The following is a 22786-nucleotide window of genomic DNA, read 5'->3' as shown; positions in this document are numbered from 1 at the left end:
TTTTGGATAGGGGCTTTCGGTGTTTTCCATATCAATAAACGGGGTGAATCATATGATTGAAAAGAAAAAATTCCATACCATTGAAGAATTGCAGCAGCTCCAGTATTTTGCAACAAAATGCCCCGAGAACGTGGGCCTGCATTCCATGGATGGCAGCATCATTGTGGATGCGAAAAGCTACATCGGTATTTATGCGCTGAATTTCAAGGAGCCGATTCTGGTTGTGAGTGAATCCAAGGAATTCTTCGACATTATTGAGGGAATCGGCGAAACTTTGGAATAAGCAGGCGTGCAGGTTAAACCTGCACTTCAGTTTGGGGAGAGTGTGGAGAAAAAATTCCGCTTCGCACTCCATTCGTCGAGCCTGCACTGCCTGTTCTTATGCGGAAACAGCCTGAGTGGAAATTTCCGTGTCCAAAAGCTGCGAGCCAACGAGAGCGCTCTGAAAATGACCGCCGACGGACGAGAGCTGTCAGCTTCTTTCTTTTGTAATTCAGGAGAGTGGGCATTTTCAATGGAGCGCCTTAACGGTGACTGTCATAGACGCTGTCCGAAACTGTTCCCAAAACGGATTCCAAAGGTGTCCTTTGGCGAGTCTTTGCTTACTTTCGCCTCGCGGCGAAAGTAAGTGCCCGCCCCGGCATGAGGGGCAAGCCTGCGCAAGCAGAAATCTCTGTGCGGGAAACGCAGGAAAATAGGAGCGTATCCTTTGGGTACGCTTCTTTTTTGCTATATTGACATTTGGTGAAGATCATATCATAATTTGCTCAATGACAATTAGCAAATGTCACGGATTGGTGAGATGCTATGTATAAAAACAAAGCTCCCGATGGAAGCAAGCGGGAAACGTATCAAGGAGTTTCGTGAACAGTTGCCGGAAAAAACTTCTCAAAAGCAGTTTTCGGATATGCTGCAGATTGCCGGGTTGGATGTAGATAAAAATGCAGTGCAGAGGATAGAAAGCGGAGACCGCTTTGTCACGGATATTGAATTAAAGGTGATCGCAAGGGTATTAGGCGTATCTTATCAGAAATTACTGGATTAAAGAAGAAATTCCGTTGCCGTTTTCGGGGACTAGGTTTCCACTTTTCGTACTAGATAAAAAAGGAACAGCCGCGCGGCTGTTCCTTTTTTATTTTCTGATATCAGCGGATATAATTACTGCCCACCAGCAGATCACCAATTACATCAGTTGGGATCACAAAATCCACAACGCCCATATACCCGGGCGCCACTTCGTACTTGTCGAACGAAATCACAAGCTTGTGGTCGGTGTTGATATAAAAGTTTTGCTCCGCAGAAATATTCTGGAACAGCTCGGTGCCTTCACCGCTGTCGACGCCTTCTACCCAGTACATCTTATCCGGGTCGGCCTTGTTCTGGTCGATCATCTGCTGTCGAATATTTTTACTGATGACCTCGACATACTGTTCATCCTTAAATAGACTGGGCAGGGTGATCAGCACCTGATTTTTTTTATCAATAGTGTCGTATTTCATGGTAGTAGAGGACGAGCCGACTGTGTTAACGACATAGCGGCCAATCGAAAGAAGGGTATCATCGTCGCACTTTATCTCGTATCCGCTGTCTATGCCAAGGTGTCCGCCACCGTTTTTCTTCAGCTCCGCAACCTCGGATTCAAACTGCTCAAACAGCTTTTTATTTTCCTCCATATATTTCTGGTTCAGGCTGTTTTCCAACGGTTTGTTGCTTTCCAGACCCTCCACAGCGGGTGTTTTGATGTCCGCGTGATAGGTACCGTCATCCATTGCGTACTCCCGGAAGGTAAGCACCTTTACAATTCCACCGACGACCGGCACGTTACCCATTGTGGCCGCGAATACAGGGCTTATATTTGCTCCGGCCGTGATCACAACAAAGGCCGCGGCGACAGAAGCGGCTGCTATTTTCAGTCCTTTATGGCTGTGCTTGTTATCCATAGCGATTCCTCCATTTTCCTGCAATGCTTTTCGAACCACAAAATCCAGTTCCTTCGGGATCGGTGTATTCTGGTACTGATTTTTCAGCTGTTCCAAATCCTGTTTGTTCATGAGGGTTCCTCCTTACTCTGCCTCGCTCATTTCCACACGCAGTAGCTTCAGCGATTTGTAAAGACGCGTTTTCACGGTGCTGAGGTTCTCGTTGAGAATCCCCGCGATTTCGTCCAGCGTCAAATCTTCAAAATAGCGCAGGACGACAATGCTGCGATACATGTCCGGCAGACTGTCCAGCGCCCGTTTCAGGTCAATATCCTCGTAATGGTCATCGGAGGCGTTTTCCCCGCGCGAAAGAATGTCCTCGTCCGGTTCGGCTTCCCGTCTTTTGCGGCGCAGAAAATCCAGCGCCGTATTGACCACAATCCGGTAAATCCAGGGGCGGATGGATTCGGATTTGTTCAGCGTTTGTTTTCCAGTCATGGCCTTGTAAATCGATTCCTGTACAATGTCGAGCGCGTCGTCTTTGTTATGAACATAGCTGAAAGCCAGCGTATAAATTTGATTCTGATTCAAAATAATGTATTTTTCTATCATCTCTTGTGTATTGCTGTCACCCATTCGTACGAAATGCTCCTTCCCGTATCTGATGGCGCCATCATTTATCTTACAACAAATAGACGCTGGGGCCTATGGAAAAAGTTTTAGACTTTAAAAATTTTTATTTTTTTATGATATGTTGAGAAAGATTGTCCGAAGGAATTCCGTTCCATATTAGGAAAGAAGGGAGAAGCAGATCCGGATCGGCAGGAGAAAATGCATGGTAATGCGAATGGCTTTCCAAGGAGAAAAACAATCATAAAATGGGGCGAGACTTCATAAATTAGAAGGAGAATCTAAAAGGTACGGCGGCCGGGGAGTCAAAGAGGAAAGAATTAACAGCACAATGACCGGGGGACTCCATTCCAAAGCGGCGTATTCGATGAAAAGGCAGTTGCCCTGAGAGTCAGAGGGAGTGAGAGAATGTATTTGATTTTAAAAAAAAGACATGTGGCTGTGGCGCTGGTGTGCTGCCTGCTGCTGATCGGCGGGCCATTGGCCTACCATTTTACCGCGAGAACAGCGGTGGAAACCGGCGGGGCTGTCAGCTGGGGGCTCTGCTTTCAGGGACCGCAGGGGAACACTCCTGTGGTGGACGCAAGCGAAGCGGAATTAAAGCCCTATAACGCGTTTTACATTGGTGACACCAGCCAGAAAAAGGTGTACCTTACCTTTGACTGCGGGTACGAGAACGGCTACACTGCTTCCATTCTGGATACTCTGAAAAAGCAGAATGTCAAGGCGGCGTTCTTTGTGGTGGGGCATTATATTGATACCAGCCCCGACCTCGTCAAGCGCATGACGGAGGAAGGCCACATTGTAGGCAACCATACCTTCCACCACCCGGACATGGCGAAGATTCAGGATAAGGCTTCGTTTGAGAAGGAAATCAACTCGCTGGAGGACGCCTACCAAACGGCAACCGGGCAGACGATGAAGAAATTCTACCGCCCGCCGCAGGGAAAGTACAGCAAGGAAAACCTGCAAATGGCAAACGAGCTGGGCTACCGCACGATTTTCTGGAGCCTTGCTTACGTAGACTGGTACGTTGACAAACAGCCCAGCCATGAAGAAGCGATGAAGAAGCTGACAACGCGGATTCACCCCGGGGCGGTGGTGCTGCTTCACAGCACGTCCAAAACAAATGCGGAGATTCTGGATCAGCTAATTACCGAGTGGAAAAATCAGGGCTATACCTTTGGAACGTTGGATGAGCTTGTTTCTTAACACACTTTTCTTTTCCGAATTCTAATAAAAAAATGGTTCCGCCGCGCGGTGCCGGAAGAAACGCCGGGGGCTTTTTGGCTCCCGGCGTTTTTGCGCACGCAAACGCAGGAACCTGTCAAAATACAGCGGAAATGCTTGCATTTTCGCGCTGTGTGCATTACAATAGAAAAGTTGATTCACATGCCGGTTTTCTTCGGCTGCGTGAAAAAATGAAACACCGGCCGCGCTTCCAAGACGGCTTAGGCCCGGCGAAAGGTTCGTGCGGCTGTCGGCGGTGGAAAACAATGAGAATGAGAAAAAAAGCCTGGGCGCGCCCGGAGCTGTCCGATTGTCCGTATTTTATTGGCAGTCCCGAAGAGTGGAAGGGCCGCTGGAGCGAATGGTTTCCGGAGAAACATCCGATCCATCTGGAACTGGGTTGCGGCAAGGGTGTCTTTTTGGCCCAGCTTGCGCCTTTGCATCCGGAGATTAACTATATCGGAGTCGATCAAAGCCCGGATGTTCTGGGCGTTGCGCGCAGAAATCTGGAAACAGCATATGGGGAACAGGAAAAACCGGTTCATAATGTGGCGCTCATGGCGCATCATATTGAGGACATGCCTAAAATTGTGAACCAAAGCGACCGGGTAGAGCGAATCTACATTAACTTCTGCAACCCCTGGTCAAAGGTGCGGCACCATAAGCGGCGCATGACGCATCCGAATCAGCTGGAGCTGTACAAGGCTTTTTTGGCCGACGGGGCGGAGATCCATTTTAAAACGGATGACGAGGATTTGTACCTTGCTACTCTGCGGTATTTTAAAGAGGGCGGATTTACGCTTTTGCGTTCTACGCAGAATCTTCATGCGGAGCAGTGGTTTGAGAGCCCTTCCACGGAGCATGAGCTGATGTTTTCCGCGCAGGGCATTCCCATTAAGGCGGCGGTGGCTCGTTGGGAGAAGAAAAAGTGATTTTTGCAGGTTTTGCCATGTAGACTTTCGTATTTTCAACAGTGATACTAAAAAAACCGTAAATGTTGAAAGAAATTGAACACGAGCAGAGAACAAAACGCATTTTTTTACGTTTCAGTTGCAAAAGTTGCCTGGCAGGAGTATAATTTGAAAAAGATTTTTTAAAGAAAAGTTTCGCTTTCGACTGGTCGCTTTTTCAAAGTGACACGGTATCTTTTTTATTTTTTAAAGCATGGTATTGGCTACCTTTGACACGGTTGATTTCACAGCAATGGAAAAGGGGAAGTCGGACAAGAGGGGTCCGCGAATATGTATTTTCGGCTCAGCCGATGATATTATATTAATATTTATTATTAGGAGGAAACACGATGAAACAGCGTATCTTGGCCGCTGCAATGGCTGCGGTAATGATGGGTACTGCACTGACCGGCTGCGGCAATAAGCCAGCGGAAAGCGGCTCTTCCAGTGCCGCTGCAAATACGGATGCAAGTGAGATTGTAATTGGTGGTCTGGCTCCCCTAACCGGCAGCGTATCTATTTACGGTACTGCGGTAAATAATGCGGTTCAGCTGGCGGTTGATCAGATTAACGAAGGCAAAGGTGTTTTGGGCAAAAAGATCAAATATATTTCTTACGATACAAAGGGCGACGCAACCGAGGCCGTTAATGCTTATAATAAGCTGGTGCAGAACGACAAGGCCGTCGCACTGGTTGGCGATGTTACCTCCACCCCAACACTGGCGGTTGCGCCTGAGGCGGTAAAGAGCGGCCTTCCGATGATCTCCGCTACCGCTACTGCTGAGGATGTTACTGCGGCAGGCCCGAACGTATTCCGCGCTTGCTTCACCGATCCCTTCCAGGGAGACCTGATGGCGAACTACGCAAGCAAGAAGCTGAACGCAAAAACCGCTGCTATTATTTATAATATGGCTGACGACTATTCCGTCGGTCTGGCAGAGACTTTCGAAAAGACTGCCAAAGACCTTGGTTTGGAGATTGTTGCGAAAGAGAGCTACACCACCAATGATGTTGACTTTAAATCGCAGCTGACGAAGATTTCCGCAAAGAGCCCCGATGTGTTCTTTGTTCCGGTGTATTACCAAGATGTTGCTCTGATTGCAACACAGGCCAGACAGTTGGGCATTAAATCCACCCTGCTTGGCGGCGACGGCTGGGATGGCGTGATCAAGCAGATTGGCAAAGACAATGCTTCCGCTGTGGAAGGTTCTTTGTTCTGCAGCCAGTATTCTTCGGAATCCACTGACCCGGCCCTGCAGAAGTTCCTCGCAGACTACAAAGCCAAGTACAACACAGAAGCGGATCAGTTTGCTGTTTTGGGCTACGACGCTCTGCACATTCTGGTGCAGGCGATGGAAGAAGCCGGCACGACCGATTCCAAAGCGGTTGTTGAGAAAATGGCAGCGATTAAGTACAGCGGCCTGACCGGTGAAATCACTTATGACGAGAATCGCAACCCGATCAAGCAGGCTGCAATTACTCAGATTAAGGGCGGAGCCTATAAGTTCCTCGAATACTATTCGAAATAAGTAATAACTGTGATAGTCTGGTGAAAAGAGGGCGATTGCATCACCCTCTTTTTGCCGTATCGAATCAAGGAAGGTGCGGACATGGGGTTTATTTCACAGGTGATTAACGGCTTGGGGCTGGGCAGTATCTATGCCCTTGTTGCGTTAGGTTACAGCATGGTGTACGGAATCGTTCAGCTCATTAACTTTGCGCACGGCGATATTATTATGGTGGGCGCATACGCGATGTTCCTGTTGCTAACGGTGGCGGGCGTTCCTCTTTGGGCTGCGGTTTTGGGCTCTATTTTGTTCTGTGTGGTTGCTGGTGTGTTCATTGAACGCGTCGCGTACCGCCGCCTGATCAATATGAAAGCACCCCGAATTTCTTTGCTGATCACGGCAATCGGCGTCAGCATTTTTCTTCAGAATTTATCGCAGCTGCTGTTTACCTCCAGCGGCAGAACGATTCCCGCTATGTTTGACTTGGGAACACTGCAGGCCGGTTCTCTGCAGGTGCCGTCGGGCAGCATCATCAATATTCTCACCTCTGTGGCTATGATGATCGGTCTGAGCGTTCTTGTTAATAAAACCAAAATTGGCAAGGCGATGCGTGCCACGTCGGAAGACGCCGACGCAGCCAGGCTGATGGGCATTAACACGAATCACTCCATCGCGTTTACATTTGGCGTTGGCTCCGGTCTTGCGGCTGTGGGCGCAGTGCTGTACTGTAACACATATCCAATGATTACCCCTTATATGGGCGGCCTCTTGGGCTTGAAAGCCTTTGTTGCGGCTGTTCTGGGCGGCATCGGCAGCATTCCCGGCGCTATGCTGGGCGGCTATGTGTTGGGTGTTGCGGAAAGCCTGACGAAAGGCTATATTTCCAGCAGTTTTACCGACGCGGTTGTCTTTGGCATCCTGATTCTTGTTTTGCTGGTCCGTCCTGCGGGTCTGCTCGGCAGGAACGTCAGCGAAAAGGTTTAAGGAGGCGCAAAGAAGCATGAATCGAAAAAAAGTCGCCGTTTACGGTGTGATCCTTGCCCTGATTTTGGCGATTTACGCCCTGGTCACAGGGCTTTCGGGTGCCGGTGTGCTGAATTCGTATTATTCCGGTATCCTCATTATGGTTTGTATCAATATTATTTTGGCGGCCAGTCTAAACCTTTCCACCGGCTTTCTCGGCCAGCTGATTTTGGGGCATGCCGGCTTTATGTCGGTCGGCGCTTATGCCGCCGCGCTGGTTACCCTGCACGCCGGGCTGCCGGATTCTCTTGGCTTCCCGACTGCGCTTCTTGTTGGTGGGTTGACGGCTGCACTGTTCGGCCTGATTATCGGTATTCCCGCTCTGCGCCTGAAGGGTGACTACCTGGCGATCATTACGTTGGGCTTCGGGGAAATTATCCGCGTAGTCATTATTAACCTTGGTTTTACCGGCGGCGCCAGAGGCTTGCGTGGAATTCCCAGAGAGACGAATTTTTCTTGGGTATACCTGCTGGCGGTGCTGACCGTTGCAATTATTTTTGCGTTTATCCATACCCGGCACGGCCGTGCGGTGATTTCTATCCGTGAGGATGAAATCGCCGCCGAGGCGTCTGGTATCAACACAACCTATTACAAGCTTTTGGCATTTATTATGTCGGCGTTTTTTGCCGGAATCGCCGGTGGTTTGTATGCGCATCACATCGGCATCCTGAACCCCAGCAAATTTGATTTTAACTATTCTACCGAAATTCTCGTCATGGTGGTTCTGGGCGGCATGGGCTCCATTACCGGTTCGGTTATCGCGGCCACGGTGCTTACCATTCTGCCGGAAGCGCTGCGTGATTTTTCGAGCTACCGCATGCTGGCTTACTCGGTCGTGCTGATCTGCGTCATGCTGTTCCGCCCCTCCGGCCTGCTGGGGCAATACGAATTCTCTTTAACCCGCCTGTTTGGAAAACTGAGCGGCTCAAAAGGCAATAAAACGAAAAAGAATCCCGCGTCAGGCGGAGAAAAGGGGGCGTAACGGATGCCGCTGTTGGAAGCGAAGCATTTGGGAATTGCGTTTGGCGGCCTGCGCGCCTTGGAAGACGTCAATTTTCAACTGGAAGAAAATCAGATTATGGGTCTGATCGGCCCGAACGGCGCCGGCAAGACGACCGTGTTCAACCTGCTGACGCAGGTATATCAGCCTACGGAAGGTACGATTGAGCTCGAGGGGAAAAGCATCATCGGCAAAAAGACCTACGATGTCACCCGCGGCGGAATTGCGCGTACCTTTCAAAATATCCGCCTGTTCAAGGATATTTCGGTTCTGGACAATGTTCGCATCGCGATGAACTACCAGATGAAATACTCCGCTTTGTCGGGCATTTTGCGCCTGCCTTCTTACTGGAAGGAAGAAAAAGCCATGACTGAGCGCGCGATGGATCTGCTTTCGGTCTTTAACCTGCAGGATCACGCGGAGTCTAAAGCGAAAAACCTACCCTACGGCCAGCAGAGAAAACTCGAGATTGCCCGCGCTCTGGCGGCATCTCCGAAGGTCCTGCTGCTCGATGAGCCGGCCGCCGGTATGAATCCTACTGAAACGCGCGAGCTGATGGAATCCATTCAGCTTATCCGCGACCGTTTCTCTATTTCCATCCTTTTGATCGAGCATGACATGAGCTTTGTCATGGGAATCTGCCAGCGCCTGGTGGTGCTGGATTACGGCAGAATCATCGCGGAGGGTTCCGCGGAGGAAATCCGCAAAAACCCCAAGGTGATCGCGGCGTATCTGGGAGGGGAATAAAATGGAAGCAATGCTGTCTGTTCAGGATCTGGTTGTGAACTACGGCTCGATCCGGGCAATTAAAGGAATTTCTTTTGAAGTGAATCAGGGCGAGATTGTCACGCTTATCGGTGCAAACGGCGCGGGGAAGACGACGACTCTGCACGCGATTTCTGGGCTGGTTAAGACCAAAGGCGGCAGTGTGCATTTTTGCGATCACGATCTGCTCAGCACGGAGCCGCATAAAATTCTGGGACTTGGCATGGCTCATGTTCCGGAGGGCCGCCGTGTGTTTTCCCGTATGACAGTGATGGAAAATCTGCAGATGGGTGCATATATTCGCAGTGATGCCTCCGGTATTTCGGAGGATTACGATATGGTGTTCGAGCGGCTGCCGCGTTTGAAAGAGCGCCGCAAGCAGGCGGCGGGCACGCTTTCGGGCGGCGAGCAGCAGATGCTGGCCATTGGCCGTGCACTGATGGGTCGGCCAAAAATGTTGCTGCTGGATGAACCCTCCATGGGTCTTTCACCGCTTCTGGTGGGCGAAATCTTCAAGATTATTTCCGATGTAAATGAATCCGGCGTGACCGTGCTGCTCGTTGAGCAGAACGCAAAAAAGGCTCTGGAAATCGCGGACCGCGCCTATGTTCTGGAAACCGGAAAGATCGTCATGTCTGGTGACACCCTCGAGCTAGCTGATAACGAAGAGGTGCGCAAGGCCTATCTGGGCGGATAATCACAGATAAAAAAGCCTGGAATATTCCAGGCTTTTTTTGTAGCATTTTCGCTTGAAAATACGGCGCTTTTTTGTAAAGGCACGGAAACGGTTAATCGAAATAACCAATTATTTTTTATTGTAAATAATTTGATAAAGCAGATGCCTAAGGAGAAAAATTTTCAGGGGATAAAGAAAAATGCGCTTCACAAATGTGAAACGCATTTTATGGCAGGGGCAGAAGGACTTGAACCCTCGGCACGTGGTTTTGGAGACCACTGCTCTACCAACTGAGCTATACCCCTATGTTAAATACTGCAAAAATGACTAGTGCGGGTATTATAGTATCATTTTATAGGGGTTCTGTCAATATCCCTTTGCATTTTTTCCTCGGCAAAGATTCTTCCTTACCACTTGACATCTTTCTTTTCTGCCGGTATAATTATTTTTATGTTATACGGGATAACTAATACCCCTGCCTGGTGGCGGAGGGGAGGGAAAATAAATGGCTGAAATCAGAATCAAAGACAATGAATCTTTGGACAGTGCTCTGAGACGTTTTAAGAAGCAGTGCGCTAGAGCCGGAGTGATTGCCGAGGTTCGTAAGAGAGAAGCTTACGAGAAGCCTTCGGTAAAGCGGAAGAAAAAGTCCGAAGCCGCACGTAAGCGCAAGTTTAAGTAAGTTGAATGGATGAAAAGCGGGCTGATTCAGCCCGCTTTTTTAACCATTTTAAGGGTTTGTGGGGCAGATTTGTTTGAAAAGAGGAGAGACGGTATGTCGTTGTTCTTGCCTACGGCGGCGGTGGACAGAGTTACCGACATTACGCCGGAGATGGTTAGAGAAATGGGTGCGAGTGCAATTATTCTGGATGTGGATAATACGCTGGCCACCCATGGCTCGCCGGTTCCCCTTGTGGGAACCGTGGAATGGGCCCATGCCATGCGGTTGGCGGGGCTTGCGGTTGTGATTGTATCGAATAATTTTAAAAATAGGGTTGCACCGTTCGCAGAAAAGTACGATCTTCCTTTTTTATGCGTGGCGATGAAACCGCTGCCGTTTGCCTATTGGCGCGCGGCGCGTTTTCTGGGTGTTCCCCGCAGCCGGGCGGTGGCGGTGGGCGACCAGGTTTTTACCGATGTGATGGGCGCGAATGTGGCCGGAGTTAAATCGATTCTGCTGCGTCCCAGTGACCCGGAAACCAGCGTGTCGTTCCGGGTGCGCAGGCGTCTGGAGGAGCCGATCCGCAGCAAAATCCAACGGCGTCAGGCAGAGCGAAAGAAAACAGACGGGAGTGGAAAAGCATGAGCAAAAAGAGGGTGCTGGTGTTATTGGGCCCTAACCTAAACATGGTGGGAATCCGTGAAAAGGGTGTGTACGGTGATGAAACTGCCCAGAGTATCGAAATGCAGATCCGTGAATACGCGGAAAAGCTTGGATTTGAATGTGAAATCTTCCAGTCCAACTGGGAGGGTGCGCTGATTGACAAGATTCACGGAGCCAAGGGAGTTTTTGACGGCGTGGTGCTCAATGCCGGAGCGCTGACCCATTACAGCTACGCACTGCGGGACGCGGTTGCCTGCCTGCGGATTCCATTTATTGAAACTCATATGTCGAATGTGTTTGCCAGAGAGCCGTTCCGCGCTCATTCCGTTTTGTCGGAGGTGTGCGCCGGCGTGGTTTGCGGCTTTGGCAAGCATAGTTACTTTTTGGCGCTGGAGGCGCTGAAAGGCCTGATGTAATCAGAAGGGAGATCTTACTTCATGAAAACAGCAGTGGAACAGCTGCAGCAGGTGCTGCGGGATCATGTGCTGGAGAAGGAGGCAGATGCCGCGCTGGTGACGTCGCCACAGAATCGACTGTACCTCACAGGCTTTCCCTCGTCGGCCGGCTGGGTACTCATTACGCCGAAGGAATCGTATTTTTTGACGGACTTCCGGTATTTTGAGGCAGCCGAGCGGCAGGTCAAATCCTGCAAGGTGGTGCTGATGAACCGCCTTTCGGAAAACTTCCGCGAGATTGCGCAGCGCCACGGAATCAAACGGGTTCTGGTGGAAAATGCCGGGCTCAGCCTGGCGGACGCGAAAACCTACCGTGAAATGTTCGGCACTATGGGGGCACAAACGGTGGAGGACAACACGCTGGACCGCCTGCTGCGCGGCCTGCGGGCGATCAAAACACCGCGGGAGCTGCAGAAGATTCGCGATTCGCAGGCGATTACGGACGCTGCGTTCTCGCATATTCTTAACATGCTGCGCCCCGGCCTGACGGAGCGCGAGGTTGCGCTTGAGATCGAGTTCTTCATGCGCCGCAGCGGCGCTGAGGGCGTGGCGTTTGATCTGATTGTCGTTTCCGGCGCGAATGGTTCGCTGTGCCACGGCGTTCCCTCCGAAAAGAAAATTGAGCAGGGCGACCTTGTCACCATGGACATCGGCGCGCTGCTGGACGGCTACCATTCCGATATGACGCGTACCGTCGGCATGGGGCATCTGTCCGAAGAGCAGGAGAAGGTCTATCATACGGTGCTTTCGGCTCAGCTGTCCGCCATTGAAAAGGCGGCGCCCGGGGTTGTGTGCAGCGAGGTTGACCGTGCCGCGCGCGACATCATCGACAAAGATTACCCCGGCACGTTCGGGCACAGCACCGGCCACGGCGTAGGAGTAGAGATTCATGAATGGCCGAACTTTTCCCCCACCTGCCAGGAGGTGCTGCGCCCCGGTATGGTGGTTACCGTAGAGCCCGGCATTTATCTGCCCGGAAAGTTTGGTGTGCGCATTGAAGATATGATCGCCGTCACCGAGCACGGCTGCGAAAATTTGACAGCCTCCGACAAGATGCTGCTGATTTTATAGAGCGATAGCAGTCGTATGGCTGCTCCCTTTTACGGTTCCTTGAGCAGTAGGAATTCTGTTTCAATATTCTCTCAGGCGCAAACCGAAGGAAAGCCTCGGCTTGCGCCTGAGGTTTTTGGTAGGAACCAGTAAAAAAACAGTCACAACCTGCTTTTCCGTCTTAAAAAAGTCAAAAGAGTGTTGATATTGTCAACTGGCGGGGTGTATAATAAAAAACGCAGAAGTCTAAGGATAAAGGCTGTAATATGTAAATAACGGAGGAAAAGTGACATGTTTGAAGAGCTGATTGCACAGCTGAAGGGCAAGAACAGAAGGCTTGTGTTTACCGAAGGTTCGGAACCCAGGATTCTGAGTGCGGCCGCTCGTCTTCATCAGCAGGGGATTGTCGTGCCGGTGCTGCTTGGCGACCCGGCGGAGATTAAGGCCGCCGCAAAAGAAGGCGGATTTGATATTGAGGGGATTGAGATTGTAGATCCCGCCAATTTCGAAAAGTTTAATGAAATGGTTGACAAGATGGTTGAGCTGAGAAAAGGGAAGATGGATGCCGACGCTTGCCGCGCTGCGCTTTCCAAATCCAACTATTTCGGCACCATGCTGGTAAAGATCGGCTATGTGGATTGCCTCCTCGGCGGCGCCACCTACTCCACGGCAGATACGGTTCGCCCCGCTTTGCAGCTGATTAAAACAAAGCCCGGCAACAAGATTGTTTCCAGCTGCTTTATTATGCTGAGAGAGCAGGACGGAAAAGAAGAAAAATATGCGATGGGTGACTGCGCGATCAACATCTCCCCGAATGAGGATGAACTGGTCGAGATCACGGTGGAAACGGTTCGCACTGCCCGCCTGTTTGGCATCGACCCGAAGGTTGCTCTGCTTTCCTTCAGCACCTTTGGCTCCGCCAAGGGCGACTCTGTCACGCTGATGCAAAACGCAACCGCAAAGGTAAAGGCTCTGAACCCCGATTTCCCGGTGGATGGAGAGCTGCAGTTTGACGCGGCGTTCTCTCCCGCGGTTGCAAAAACCAAGGCGAAGGGAAGCCCTGTTGCAGGCCAGGCCAACACCTTTATTTTCCCCGACGTGGATGCCGGCAACATCGGCTACAAGATTGGCCAGCGCTTGGGCGGCTTTGAGGCTTACGGCCCGCTGCTGCAGGGTCTGAACGCTCCGATCAACGATTTGTCCAGAGGCTGCAACGCCGAGGAAGTGTACAAGATGGCGATTATCACTGCTGCGCAGAAGTAATTTCCGCGGCAGCGCGAATCAAAATCCCGGCAAAAAGCCGCCGTACCGGAGATGATCCGGTATGGCGGCTTCGTTGTTGCTGTATGGTAAGGCGGTTCGGCGGGCTTATCGCCGGCGTGAAGAACCCTGACTTCTGTCATCGACGGAATCCACGGATTCAAACTGCATTTTGCGCCGAAGCAGAATTTCACGCTGCTTGGCAAACACAAACTGCATGACTGCTTCCTGATCGCGTTTTTCGGGAAAATAGAATCGAGCCCGGTATTCATACATTCCATATATCTCTCTGGAATCATCCGGCGAATCGGTGTGCAGCACAACGGCCTCAACGGTAATTGTCTGGTCTTTCAGCGGCAGGGTGCAGTAAACAGGCTCCTCCTCCGAAAGAAGAGTAGGGGAAAGAAAGCACATTCCGCCTCCGCTGAGGTTCTCGGCCGTTGCGGGGTACAGGGGAAGATTTCCTGCTTCGTCAGCTCCGAGCATGGGGCGCGTATAGGTAAACTCAAAGGTTGTGTTCACCCGGTAAAATTCGCGGCGCTGAATTGATTCCAGTCGGCCAATCTGGATTTTCACGATCGCCACGTTGTTTTCCACCAGATTGGCCACAACCTTACCGTCCGCGCGGTAAAGCCCGGTTTGAGCATAAAAAATAAATTCATAGTCCTCATATGTAGAAAGCCGAATGACCTGCCCTTTGAAAATCGGGGTGTAAATGAGAAGGGTCTGCTCATCCGTAATGGTGTCGATATAACTCATGTAAGAACGTTTGGGACCGTCGCTGACGATAACACTAATGCTTACTTTATCACCGGGGTTGATATAAGATGATCTCATGAAAGTTCTCCTTTCCCACACTGTATGGGAATGCAGGCCGAGCAATTCTCTGGGTACCTAAATTCCATTTTCTTTTATTATACCATGCTCAGCGCAAACACACTATCTAATTTAAGAAAACCGTTAGAAAAATTTTCATTCGAATCTCATTTTAAAAAGCGGTCGCAATCGGCATGATTTCTAAACTTTATCAGATAATGCTTGAAAAAAGGGAAAAAATATTATAAACTATGGAATAGTAAATAATAATTTGGAGGAATCAAACCCATGATATCAGCAGGCGATTTTCGCAATGGCGTGACCTTTGAAATGGACGGCAACGTTGTGTCCATTATAGAATTCCAGCACGTCAAGCCGGGAAAAGGCGCGGCGTTTGTCCGTACCAAAATTAGAAATGTAATTACCGGCGCTGTGACAGAAAGAACCTTTAACCCCAATGATAAATACCCGTCCGCCTTTGTGGAACGCAAGGACATGCAGTACCTGTACAGTGACGGCGATCTGTATTATTTCATGGACAATGAATCATACGAGCAGATTCCGATCAACAAGTCTGTTTTGGGTGATAACTTCCGCTTTGTAAAAGAGAATATGGAGTGCAAGGTGCTGTCTTACAAAGGGAATGTGTTTGGGGTAGAGCCGCCCAACTTTGTTGAGCTGCAGATCACCGAAACAGATCCCGGCTTTAAGGGCGATACCGCTACTAACGCCACCAAGCCTGCTACACTGGAAACCGGCGCAGTCATCCGCGTGCCGCTGTTTATCGACGAGGGAGAAATGATTCGCATCGATACCAGAACTGGTGAATATATGGAGCGTGCATAACGCATAATCTTTCTGAACAGAAGTTTATGATATATTAATGTGAAAAGGGGGCATCATTATGACCAACACAGAGAAAGTAGCTTACATCCGCGGCCTGACCGAAGGACTTGAGCTGGACACGGACAAAAAAGAGGTTAAGGTAATCAATGCGATTATTGATTTGCTGGATGATATTGCGCTGACACTGGCGGATATCGAAGCAGATCACGAAGAGCTGGCGGATCAGCTCGATGCTGTTGACGAGGATCTTGGTACGCTGGAGGATGATTTCTACGGCGACGAGGATGACGACGAGGATTATGATGCTGATGACGATGATTGCTATTACGAAGTAACCTGCCCGGCCTGTAACGAAACGCTGTGCCTGACAGAGGACATCATCAATGAAGGCCACATCGACTGCCCGAACTGCGGTGAAAACCTGGAGTTCGATCTTGAGAGCCTGGCAGACGAAGAAGAAGAGGGATGCAGCTGCGGCTGTGAGCATCACTAATATTCGGCGGGAATTCCTGCTTTTGGGAAAAACCGGTGCCGTGTGCACCGGTTTTTTCGCGAAATAATAGTTAGTCGACAGTTACGGAAAGAGGGATTTTATGGAACTGATCAAAAAAATTGCGGCACTGGTACTGTCTACGGCGCTTCTGGCAGCCTCTGCCGGCTGCGCGAGCAAACCCGCCGCTTCTTCCTCCGCGGCCGAAGCACCGCAGAGCAGCGCGGCGTCTGCCGCAGAGAAAACGCAAATGCGTGTTGGCGTGCTGAAAGGGCCTACAGGCCTCGGTATGCTTCAGGTGATGGAGAATAACGACCAAAAGACCGCCGCGAACAATTACACCTTTACCGTGGCGGGCAGCCCCGATGAGGTTGTAGCCAAGCTGATTTCCGGCGAGCTGGACGCGGCTGCGGTTCCTACCAATCTGGCGGCGACCCTGTACAACAAAACAAAGGGCGGAGTGCAGCTTGCCGCAATCAACACACTGGGCATTTTGTATCTGGTTACCAGCGATGAGAGCATTAAGAGCGTCGCGGACCTGAAGGGCAAAACCGTTACTTCCTCCGGTCAGGGTGCAGTGCCGGAATACGCGCTGGATTATATCCTGACAGCAAATGGAATTAAGGGTGACGTGAAGGTTGACTACCTTGCCGAGCACAGCGAGGTAGCGTCGCAGCTTCTTGCAGGTAAAATAACCGCCGCGGTTCTGCCTGAGCCCTTTGTGACTCAGGTGACCGCCAAGAACGCGAAGCTAAAGTCTGCGCTGGACCTGACAAAGGAGTGGGGAAAAGCCGTTGAGAAGGCCGATCAGGGCTCAAGCGTTCTCACGATGGGCGCTCTCGTCGTGCGCAGCGAGTTTGTGAAGCAGAATCAGGCCGCCTTCGACAGCTTCCTGTCTGAATACCAGAAATCTGTGGAGTATGTGAATCAAAATCCGCAGCCCGCAGGTACTTTGTCTGAAAAATATGATATTATGCCTGCGGCGGTCGCACAGAAGGCGATTCCGAATTGCAATATCGTTTTTATTGCCGGAAATGATATGCGGGTGAAAGCAGAGGATTTTCTCAAGGTGCTTTACGATTATAATCCCAAATCCATCGGCGGCGTGTTCCCGAAGGATGACTTTTATTACCTGAATACAGCCGGATGAGCCGGGATGCGATTGGCCGGGCGGCGCGCGCCTTTGGCGTAGCGGCGTTCTGGCTTGTGGTTTGGCAGCTGTTATATCAAAGTGTAGGACAGGAGATCCTTCTGGTATCTCCTGCCCAAACTTTATCCCGTGTTTTTGAGTTGTCGGGTCAGGTGGATTTCTGGATTTCTGCCGGAGTGTCGCTGCGCAACGTGGCGGCCGGATTTGTATGCGCGTCTCTCCTGGGGGTCGTGCTGGGGGCGCTTTGCAGCCGGTTTCGCTTTCTGTATCAGCTCATTTACCCGCTGCTTAGCGCGATAAAGGCAACTCCGGTGGCTTCGTTTATTATCCTCGCGCTCGTGTGGCTGCAGTCGGCCAGGGTTCCGTCGTTTATCGCGGGGCTGATTGTTCTGCCCATCGTGTTCGGCAACGTTTGCCAGGGTGTGGCGGCGGCTGACCGCGAGCTGCTGGAAATGGCACGTGTGTTCCGCCTTGGGCGGTGGAAAACGCTGCGGTACATTTATCTGCCGACAATTGCGCCGTATCTTGCGGCAGCCTTTACCACCGGAATTGGTTTGGCGTGGAAAGCGGGCGTGGCGGCAGAGGTTCTGGCCAACACCAGAAGTTCCATCGGGGGCCGGATTTACGGCGCAAAGATATATCTGGATACCACCGATCTGTTTGCATGGACAGCGGTGGTCATTGTGCTGAGCGTGATGCTGGAGCGGCTGCTGCTGGCCGGAATCCGCCGCATACCCTGGGGGGAGGGAAAGCTGTGAAGATCGAGCATCTGAATCAGAAGTACGGGGAGCGTGCCGTACTGCAGGATTTTTCTCTGGAACTGCCCGAGCGCGGTACGGTCTGCCTGTTCGGTCCCTCCGCGTGTGGAAAAACGACGCTTTTAAACTGCCTTGCAGAAATCCTTAAGCCTGAAAGCGGAAGAATCGCGGGCCTTTCCGGCAAACGGATTTCGTATGTATTTCAGGAAAGTCGACTTTTGCCCTGGGCAACGGTGCAGGAAAACGTGGAGCTGGTGCTGCCTGCGGGTCAGACCCAAGCGGCGCTGGAGTGGATTTCGCGCGTGGGGCTTTTGCCATATGCCGGGCAGTACCCGCGAGAGCTTTCCGGCGGTCAGCGGCAGCGGGTGGCAATCGCGCGAGCCTTGGCTTACGGCGGCGAGGTGCTGCTGCTCGATGAGCCGTTTCACGCGCTCGATCAGGCGGCAGCTCAGAAAATGGCATCACTGTTACAGCAGTCGTTCCCCGAATCGCTGAAACTCCTTGTCACCCACAACCGCGAGGAGGCCGAGCGTCTTTCCGACCAGATTTATTTTCTGGATGGACCGCCGCTGCGTGTCATTTCCCGCATAGAGAAAAACACGCAATAATGAGATTTATTTTCGGGATAATAGGGAAAAGAGAGTACTTTGCGCTGTCGAATTGATCTGGGTCACATCAATTTTAACGATTTTCGTATTTCTTTTGTTGTGCAGTTGTGATATACTCTATGAGTTATAGCTGATTCACTTGAAAAGTGCATTATAGCAAAATAGCGATTTCTTCCTCCGCCGGAGGCGGGGGAAGAAATCGGCAGACTTTTAAAGTGGCATGCTATCTTATTTCATTGGCTTTCGGGAGTAGTTTACATGAAAAATAAAAGGGTTAGTTTGTTTTACACGCTGCCGCAGATTCTGTTGGACATCGTGTGTATTTACGCCAGCTATTGGATTGCCTTCATTCTGCGGCTGGATAACAATGTTCCCCATTATTATATCAAGGCATTCCAGCATTTTATGCCGTGGGCGACGGTCATTTGTTTGGCAGTGTTTGCACTTTCTAGATTTTATAATACCATGTGGCAGTTCGCCAGTCTGGACGAGCTGCTCCAGATTTGCTTTGCCACGGGCTTTGCCAGTGTATTGCTGCTGGTACTGGGGTATACACTCTTTAACCCCGAGCGTTTTCCGTTTACAGTGTATGTGATGGGCGGCATTCTCATGCTGCTGTTTGTGGGTTTTTCGCGCTTTAGCTTCCGCTTGATGCGTCGCGCCAGAAAAAAGAATGAGCTGGCCAGACAAAAGGATAAAGAGGAATTTCATCGTGTTATGATCATCGGCGCGGGTGAAACCGGCTCTATGATCATCAAGGAGATGAAAAGCGCACCAGAAACCAGCGGAATTCCCGTTGTCGCGATCGATGACAACCGCGCCAAGCGCGGCAGCCGCATCCACGGTGTGAAAGTGGTGGGGGGGCGTGAGAGCATTGTCCGTATGGCGGCGCGCTATAATGTGGACCAGATTTTGCTGGCGATTCCCACCTCCAAGAAAAAGGATTTGCAGGAGATCCTCCAGATCTGCTCGAAAACCGGCTGTCAGCTAAAAACCGTACCCGAATACAGCGAGGTGCTGGAAAACGGAGTCGATACGCAGTCGATTCGCGATGTGGAGATCACCGACCTTTTGGGCCGTGATGAAATAACGCTCGATGTGGACGAGATTTGCAGCTACCTGAAGGATAAAACCGTGCTGGTAACGGGCGGCGGCGGATCAATCGGCTCAGAGCTGTGCCGGCAGATTGCGCTGTTTAATCCGAAAAAAATTATTATATTTGATATTTATGAAAATAATGCTTACGACCTGCAGAACGAGCTGCTCATGCGCTTTAAGCGCCTGAATCTCGAGGTTCTGATCGGCTCGGTGCGAGATGCCGGCCGCGTCAACCATGTATTTGAGGTCTGTCGCCCCGATGTGGTATTCCATGCGGCGGCGCATAAGCATGTGCCTCTCATGGAGCTGAGCCCCGGTGAGGCGGTGAAGAACAACGTGTTCGGCACGCTGAATGTGGCCAGAGCCGCAGACAAATACGGCGTGAAGCGTATGGTGCTGATTTCCACCGATAAGGCTGTAAACCCCACGAATGTGATGGGCGCGACGAAGCGCATCTGCGAGCTGATCATTCAGTATTTCAGCCGTCACAGCAAAACGGATTATGTGGCGGTGCGCTTTGGCAATGTATTGGGCAGCAACGGCAGCGTGATTCCGCTGTTTAAAAAGCAGATTGCGTCCGGTGGGCCGGTGACAGTTACCCACCCGGACATCATCCGCTATTTCATGACGATTCCCGAGGCGGCGCGTCTGGTGCTGCAGGCGGGCGGTATGGCAAAGGGCGGCGAAATCTTTGTGCTGGACATGGGTCAGCCGGTTAAGATCGCTGATCTGGCCCGCAACCTGATCCGTCTTTCCGGGTACGAGCCGGACGTAGATATTAAGATCGTCTACACAGGGCTGCGCCCCGGGGAAAAGCTATACGAGGAGCTTCTGCTCGACAGCGAGGGCGGCTGTGCCAAAACCTCTCACGAGCTGATCTATATCGGTACGCCAATTCCGTTTAACGAGGGTACCTTTCTCAGCGAGCTGGATGAATTGCGCCACTGCGCCGGCGTCAATAATATTCTGATGATGGAGATCATTCACCGCTTGGTGCCAACATACAGCGGCCACGCGGAAAAGAGCGATGCTCTGGCCCAGCAAGGCGAAGAGGAAACAGAAGAATAAAGAACGGCCCCGCTAAAAAAGCGGGGCCGTTTTCCATTTGTTATGCTGTTTAACCCAGGATTTCCGCTTTTCAGAGTTTAAGAAAACCGCGGGCGAATTACCTATTGATAAAATCCACAATCTGACGTACCGGGATATCCAGGTCGCCGCTGAGCAGCGACAGCAGCTTTTCCTGCTTTTCGGCTTTCAGGACGGGAGCGGTGATTCTCCGGTTCTTCGCGGCGTACTTTCTTGAAAGCAATAATTTACTTTTTTGTTTCGCTATGGATTGTACTGTTGAATAAGTACAAACACTTTGCTGGCATAATAAAAAGGCGATAGCTGGAACTATCACCTTTTTATCGATCAAACCGCAAGCTTTACACGCCGAGTGATTTAATTTGTTTTCACTTTTCAGGCTATTAAAAGAGCGTAGAATCACTCCCGGCACCAGAAGAGTAAAGCTTTGAAAAGAGAAACTTCAATACATTTGAGATGCAGGGAATATTTAGTAATTGCAGATTACCTATTGTATCGCGTTATCGCTATCTTTATAATGAAAATAAATCCAATGAAAATTCATCCATTGAAAAAAGACGGTATCGCCTTTTCGAACTCCCGATGCGTTTCGCGGAGAGGCAGTCCCGAGCAGCAAGAGGAGAGTAATAATGAAACAGCGATCGATATGGGGCAGATGCCTTTCCGTCCTGATGACCGCCAGCTTGCTGGTTCTGTCGGGTGTGTCTGCGGGGGCGCAACAAAGCACAGCGGAGCGCACGCTCATGATGGATACCAGAAGCTACCAGATGGCACCCGGTAACCTCTACGACGTCAGGGTGGCTGTAAGCGGCGCAAGTGTGAGCCAGGCGGATGTTCTGGTGTATTCCTCGCGCGATTCCGTGGCCAAGGTCAGCCGCATTGCCGGAACAAACAAATACCGTGTTACCGCGCTGAGGGAAGGGGTCACCTACATTACCTCGGATGTGTACGGAGTTCACGCTTCCGTTCGTGTTACGGTGAAAAAGGGTATGCAGCAGCAGGGCGAGGCCAACCGCGCCATCACTGTGATCGGTACGGTGTCTTCACAGGCCGAGATGCGCGCGGTGTGGATTCCATACATGAGCCTTGACATGAGCTCTCAGGCAGATCAAAGCGAGGCGGCCTTCCGCAAGAAATTTGATGCCCTTGTCGCACAGGCGAAAAGCAGCGGTATGAATACCCTGATTGTCCATGTGCGCCCGTTTGGGGATTCGCTGTACCCTTCCTCCTATTATCCCTGGTCGCACCTGCTGACCGGCACACAGGGAAAATCGCCGGGGTATGATCCGCTGGCCTACATGGTTCAGGCCACGCATCAGGCTGGGCTGAAATTCCACGCCTGGGTGAACCCGCTACGCATTTCCTTAAAAGGGTTGCCAAAGTCGTTTTCTTCCGATAATCCGGCGGTACAGTGGAAAAACGATTCATCAAAGCAGAACTGGACAATGGAATGGAACGGCGAGTGGTATTATAATCCCGGGATTACCGATGTACGCGACCGGATTGTATCCGGCGTGCGTGAAATCGTTCAAAATTACGACGTGGACGGCGTTCAGTTCGACGATTATTTTTATCCTACCACAGCCACTTCGCTAGACAGCATCTCGTATCTCGCCAGCGGAACGTCGCTGTCTGTGGCCGACTGGCGGCGCCAGAACATCAATACTATGGTGTCGCAGGTATACGCGGCGGTCAAGCAGACAAAATCGGCTGTTTTGTTCGGCATTTCTCCACAGGCCAATCTCCAGAATAACCGGAATATGGGCGCCGACGTTGCCACCTGGGGCAGTCGGGCCGGGTACGTGGATTATCTTTGCCCGCAGCTGTATGTCAACTCCAGCAATGCGGTAATGCCCTTTGACGCAACGGCGGTCACCTGGCGGAAGCTGGTAACGAATCCAAGCGTCAAGCTGTATTTTGGCTTGGCGTTGTACAAGGCTGACTCCAGTATGGATGGCGGCACCTGGCTGACCCCTGGCTCCGTGATGGCGTATCAGATACAGAAAAGTAGGAGCCTTGGCTCAAACGGTTTTATGCTGTATTCCGCCGCGTTTCTGGAAAACAACCAGACTGCCTCTGAAATGGCGCAGGTGAAAAAGCTGCTCAGCCTGTAATATAAAAACAGGACGTCGCAAGGCATGATT

The 22786-nt window shown here is 51.1% G+C and carries 25 protein-coding genes and 1 tRNA gene; 21 read left to right on the top strand and 5 right to left on the bottom strand.

Annotation, left to right across the window (positions count from 1 at the left end; translation table 11 throughout):
- Positions 1-52 precede the first annotated feature (52 nt).
- The gene (locus QOS46_RS08925; RefSeq protein ID WP_283609015.1) at positions 53-283 is read left to right on the top strand and encodes a hypothetical protein; all 231 of its coding nucleotides are present in this window, start codon (positions 53-55) and stop codon (positions 281-283) included.
- A gap of 546 nt (positions 284-829) precedes the next feature.
- Positions 830-1045, top strand: a complete 216-nt coding sequence (locus tag QOS46_RS08920; RefSeq protein WP_326521345.1) for a helix-turn-helix domain-containing protein — start codon at positions 830-832, stop codon at positions 1043-1045.
- Between the two features lie 100 nt (positions 1046-1145).
- Here the strand turns inward: QOS46_RS08920 and QOS46_RS08915 are convergent, their stop codons facing one another.
- Both QOS46_RS08915 and QOS46_RS08910 read right to left on the bottom strand, forming a co-directional pair.
- Positions 1146-2051: a DUF3298 and DUF4163 domain-containing protein gene (locus QOS46_RS08915; protein ID WP_283609013.1), complete on the bottom strand. Its 906-nt coding sequence runs from the start codon at positions 2049-2051 to the stop codon at positions 1146-1148.
- 12 nt (positions 2052-2063) lie between these two features.
- Positions 2064-2555 (bottom strand): RNA polymerase sigma factor, encoded by a 492-nt coding sequence (locus QOS46_RS08910; protein WP_283609011.1) that lies wholly within the window; start codon positions 2553-2555, stop codon positions 2064-2066.
- A 402-nt stretch (positions 2556-2957) separates the two neighbouring features.
- Between QOS46_RS08910 and pdaA the strand changes: the two genes are divergently transcribed.
- The 7 genes from pdaA to QOS46_RS08875 all read left to right on the top strand — a co-directional run bounded on the left by pdaA (position 2958) and on the right by QOS46_RS08875 (position 9722).
- Positions 2958-3761 carry a delta-lactam-biosynthetic de-N-acetylase gene (pdaA, locus tag QOS46_RS08905; protein ID WP_283609009.1) on the top strand — a complete coding sequence of 268 codons (804 nt, stop codon included), beginning with the start codon at positions 2958-2960 and terminating at the stop codon, positions 3759-3761.
- Between the two features lie 284 nt (positions 3762-4045).
- Positions 4046-4711: a tRNA (guanosine(46)-N7)-methyltransferase TrmB gene (gene trmB, locus QOS46_RS08900; RefSeq protein ID WP_283609007.1), complete on the top strand. Its 666-nt coding sequence runs from the start codon at positions 4046-4048 to the stop codon at positions 4709-4711.
- A gap of 368 nt (positions 4712-5079) precedes the next feature.
- Positions 5080-6258 carry an ABC transporter substrate-binding protein gene (locus QOS46_RS08895; protein ID WP_283609005.1) on the top strand — a complete coding sequence of 393 codons (1179 nt, stop codon included), beginning with the start codon at positions 5080-5082 and terminating at the stop codon, positions 6256-6258.
- Between the two features lie 81 nt (positions 6259-6339).
- The gene (locus QOS46_RS08890; RefSeq protein ID WP_283609004.1) at positions 6340-7221 is read left to right on the top strand and encodes a branched-chain amino acid ABC transporter permease; all 882 of its coding nucleotides are present in this window, start codon (positions 6340-6342) and stop codon (positions 7219-7221) included.
- Positions 7222-7237: 16 nt separating this feature from the next.
- Positions 7238-8242 carry a branched-chain amino acid ABC transporter permease gene (locus tag QOS46_RS08885; protein WP_283609002.1) on the top strand — a complete coding sequence of 335 codons (1005 nt, stop codon included), beginning with the start codon at positions 7238-7240 and terminating at the stop codon, positions 8240-8242.
- Between the two features lie 3 nt (positions 8243-8245).
- On the top strand, positions 8246-9007 hold the full coding sequence (locus QOS46_RS08880; RefSeq protein WP_283609000.1) for an ABC transporter ATP-binding protein: 762 nt from the start codon (positions 8246-8248) through the stop codon (positions 9005-9007).
- A 1-nt stretch (position 9008) separates the two neighbouring features.
- Positions 9009-9722 carry an ABC transporter ATP-binding protein gene (locus QOS46_RS08875; RefSeq protein WP_283608998.1) on the top strand — a complete coding sequence of 238 codons (714 nt, stop codon included), beginning with the start codon at positions 9009-9011 and terminating at the stop codon, positions 9720-9722.
- 208 nt (positions 9723-9930) lie between these two features.
- On the opposite strand, the gene QOS46_RS08870 is transcribed toward QOS46_RS08875, so the two are convergent.
- A tRNA-Trp gene (locus QOS46_RS08870) sits at positions 9931-10006 on the bottom strand.
- A 200-nt stretch (positions 10007-10206) separates the two neighbouring features.
- Between QOS46_RS08870 and rpsU the strand changes: the two genes are divergently transcribed.
- The 5 genes from rpsU to pta all read left to right on the top strand — a co-directional run bounded on the left by rpsU (position 10207) and on the right by pta (position 13793).
- The gene (rpsU, locus tag QOS46_RS08865; RefSeq protein ID WP_009060718.1) at positions 10207-10383 is read left to right on the top strand and encodes a 30S ribosomal protein S21; all 177 of its coding nucleotides are present in this window, start codon (positions 10207-10209) and stop codon (positions 10381-10383) included.
- A gap of 93 nt (positions 10384-10476) precedes the next feature.
- Positions 10477-11007, top strand: coding sequence for a YqeG family HAD IIIA-type phosphatase (locus QOS46_RS08860; RefSeq protein WP_283608995.1), 531 nt, complete (start codon positions 10477-10479; stop codon positions 11005-11007).
- Positions 11004-11441, top strand: a complete 438-nt coding sequence (gene aroQ, locus QOS46_RS08855; RefSeq protein WP_283608993.1) for a type II 3-dehydroquinate dehydratase — start codon at positions 11004-11006, stop codon at positions 11439-11441. The genes QOS46_RS08860 and aroQ overlap by 4 nt, the downstream gene beginning before the upstream one ends.
- Before the next feature lie 21 nt (positions 11442-11462).
- On the top strand, positions 11463-12551 hold the full coding sequence (locus QOS46_RS08850) for a M24 family metallopeptidase (protein ID WP_283608991.1): 1089 nt from the start codon (positions 11463-11465) through the stop codon (positions 12549-12551).
- A gap of 270 nt (positions 12552-12821) precedes the next feature.
- Entirely contained in the window at positions 12822-13793 is a 972-nt protein-coding gene (pta, locus tag QOS46_RS08845) for a phosphate acetyltransferase (protein WP_283608989.1), read from the top strand.
- Positions 13794-13898: 105 nt separating this feature from the next.
- On the opposite strand, the gene QOS46_RS08840 is transcribed toward pta, so the two are convergent.
- On the bottom strand, positions 13899-14627 hold the full coding sequence (locus QOS46_RS08840; RefSeq protein ID WP_283608988.1) for a flagellar brake protein: 729 nt from the start codon (positions 14625-14627) through the stop codon (positions 13899-13901).
- A gap of 267 nt (positions 14628-14894) precedes the next feature.
- Between QOS46_RS08840 and efp the strand changes: the two genes are divergently transcribed.
- The 6 genes from efp to QOS46_RS08810 all read left to right on the top strand — a co-directional run bounded on the left by efp (position 14895) and on the right by QOS46_RS08810 (position 20624).
- Positions 14895-15452: an elongation factor P gene (gene efp, locus QOS46_RS08835; RefSeq protein WP_283608986.1), complete on the top strand. Its 558-nt coding sequence runs from the start codon at positions 14895-14897 to the stop codon at positions 15450-15452.
- A 58-nt stretch (positions 15453-15510) separates the two neighbouring features.
- Complete coding sequence (locus QOS46_RS08830) at positions 15511-15945, top strand: CD1247 N-terminal domain-containing protein (protein ID WP_283608984.1); 435 nt, start codon at positions 15511-15513, stop codon at positions 15943-15945.
- A 100-nt stretch (positions 15946-16045) separates the two neighbouring features.
- Positions 16046-17092, top strand: coding sequence for an ABC transporter substrate-binding protein (locus tag QOS46_RS08825; protein ID WP_283608983.1), 1047 nt, complete (start codon positions 16046-16048; stop codon positions 17090-17092).
- On the top strand, positions 17089-17850 hold the full coding sequence (locus tag QOS46_RS08820) for an ABC transporter permease (RefSeq protein ID WP_283608982.1): 762 nt from the start codon (positions 17089-17091) through the stop codon (positions 17848-17850). The genes QOS46_RS08825 and QOS46_RS08820 overlap by 4 nt, the downstream gene beginning before the upstream one ends.
- A complete protein-coding gene (locus QOS46_RS08815) occupies positions 17847-18458 on the top strand; it encodes an ABC transporter ATP-binding protein (RefSeq protein ID WP_283608981.1) in 612 nt (203 codons plus the stop codon). The genes QOS46_RS08820 and QOS46_RS08815 overlap by 4 nt, the downstream gene beginning before the upstream one ends.
- A gap of 258 nt (positions 18459-18716) precedes the next feature.
- A complete protein-coding gene (locus tag QOS46_RS08810) occupies positions 18717-20624 on the top strand; it encodes a nucleoside-diphosphate sugar epimerase/dehydratase (RefSeq protein ID WP_283608979.1) in 1908 nt (635 codons plus the stop codon).
- 97 nt (positions 20625-20721) lie between these two features.
- On the opposite strand, the gene QOS46_RS08805 is transcribed toward QOS46_RS08810, so the two are convergent.
- Positions 20722-20865, bottom strand: a complete 144-nt coding sequence (locus tag QOS46_RS08805; protein WP_283608977.1) for a hypothetical protein — start codon at positions 20863-20865, stop codon at positions 20722-20724.
- A gap of 406 nt (positions 20866-21271) precedes the next feature.
- Between QOS46_RS08805 and QOS46_RS08800 the strand changes: the two genes are divergently transcribed.
- Positions 21272-22756 (top strand): glycoside hydrolase family 10 protein, encoded by a 1485-nt coding sequence (locus QOS46_RS08800; RefSeq protein WP_283608976.1) that lies wholly within the window; start codon positions 21272-21274, stop codon positions 22754-22756.
- Positions 22757-22786 lie beyond the last annotated feature (30 nt).

This window comes from Faecalispora anaeroviscerum (assembly GCF_947568225.1).
Classification (GTDB): Bacteria; Bacillota; Clostridia; order Oscillospirales; family Acutalibacteraceae; genus Faecalispora; species Faecalispora anaeroviscerum.
This window is presented reverse-complemented; position numbering and strand designations above follow the sequence as displayed.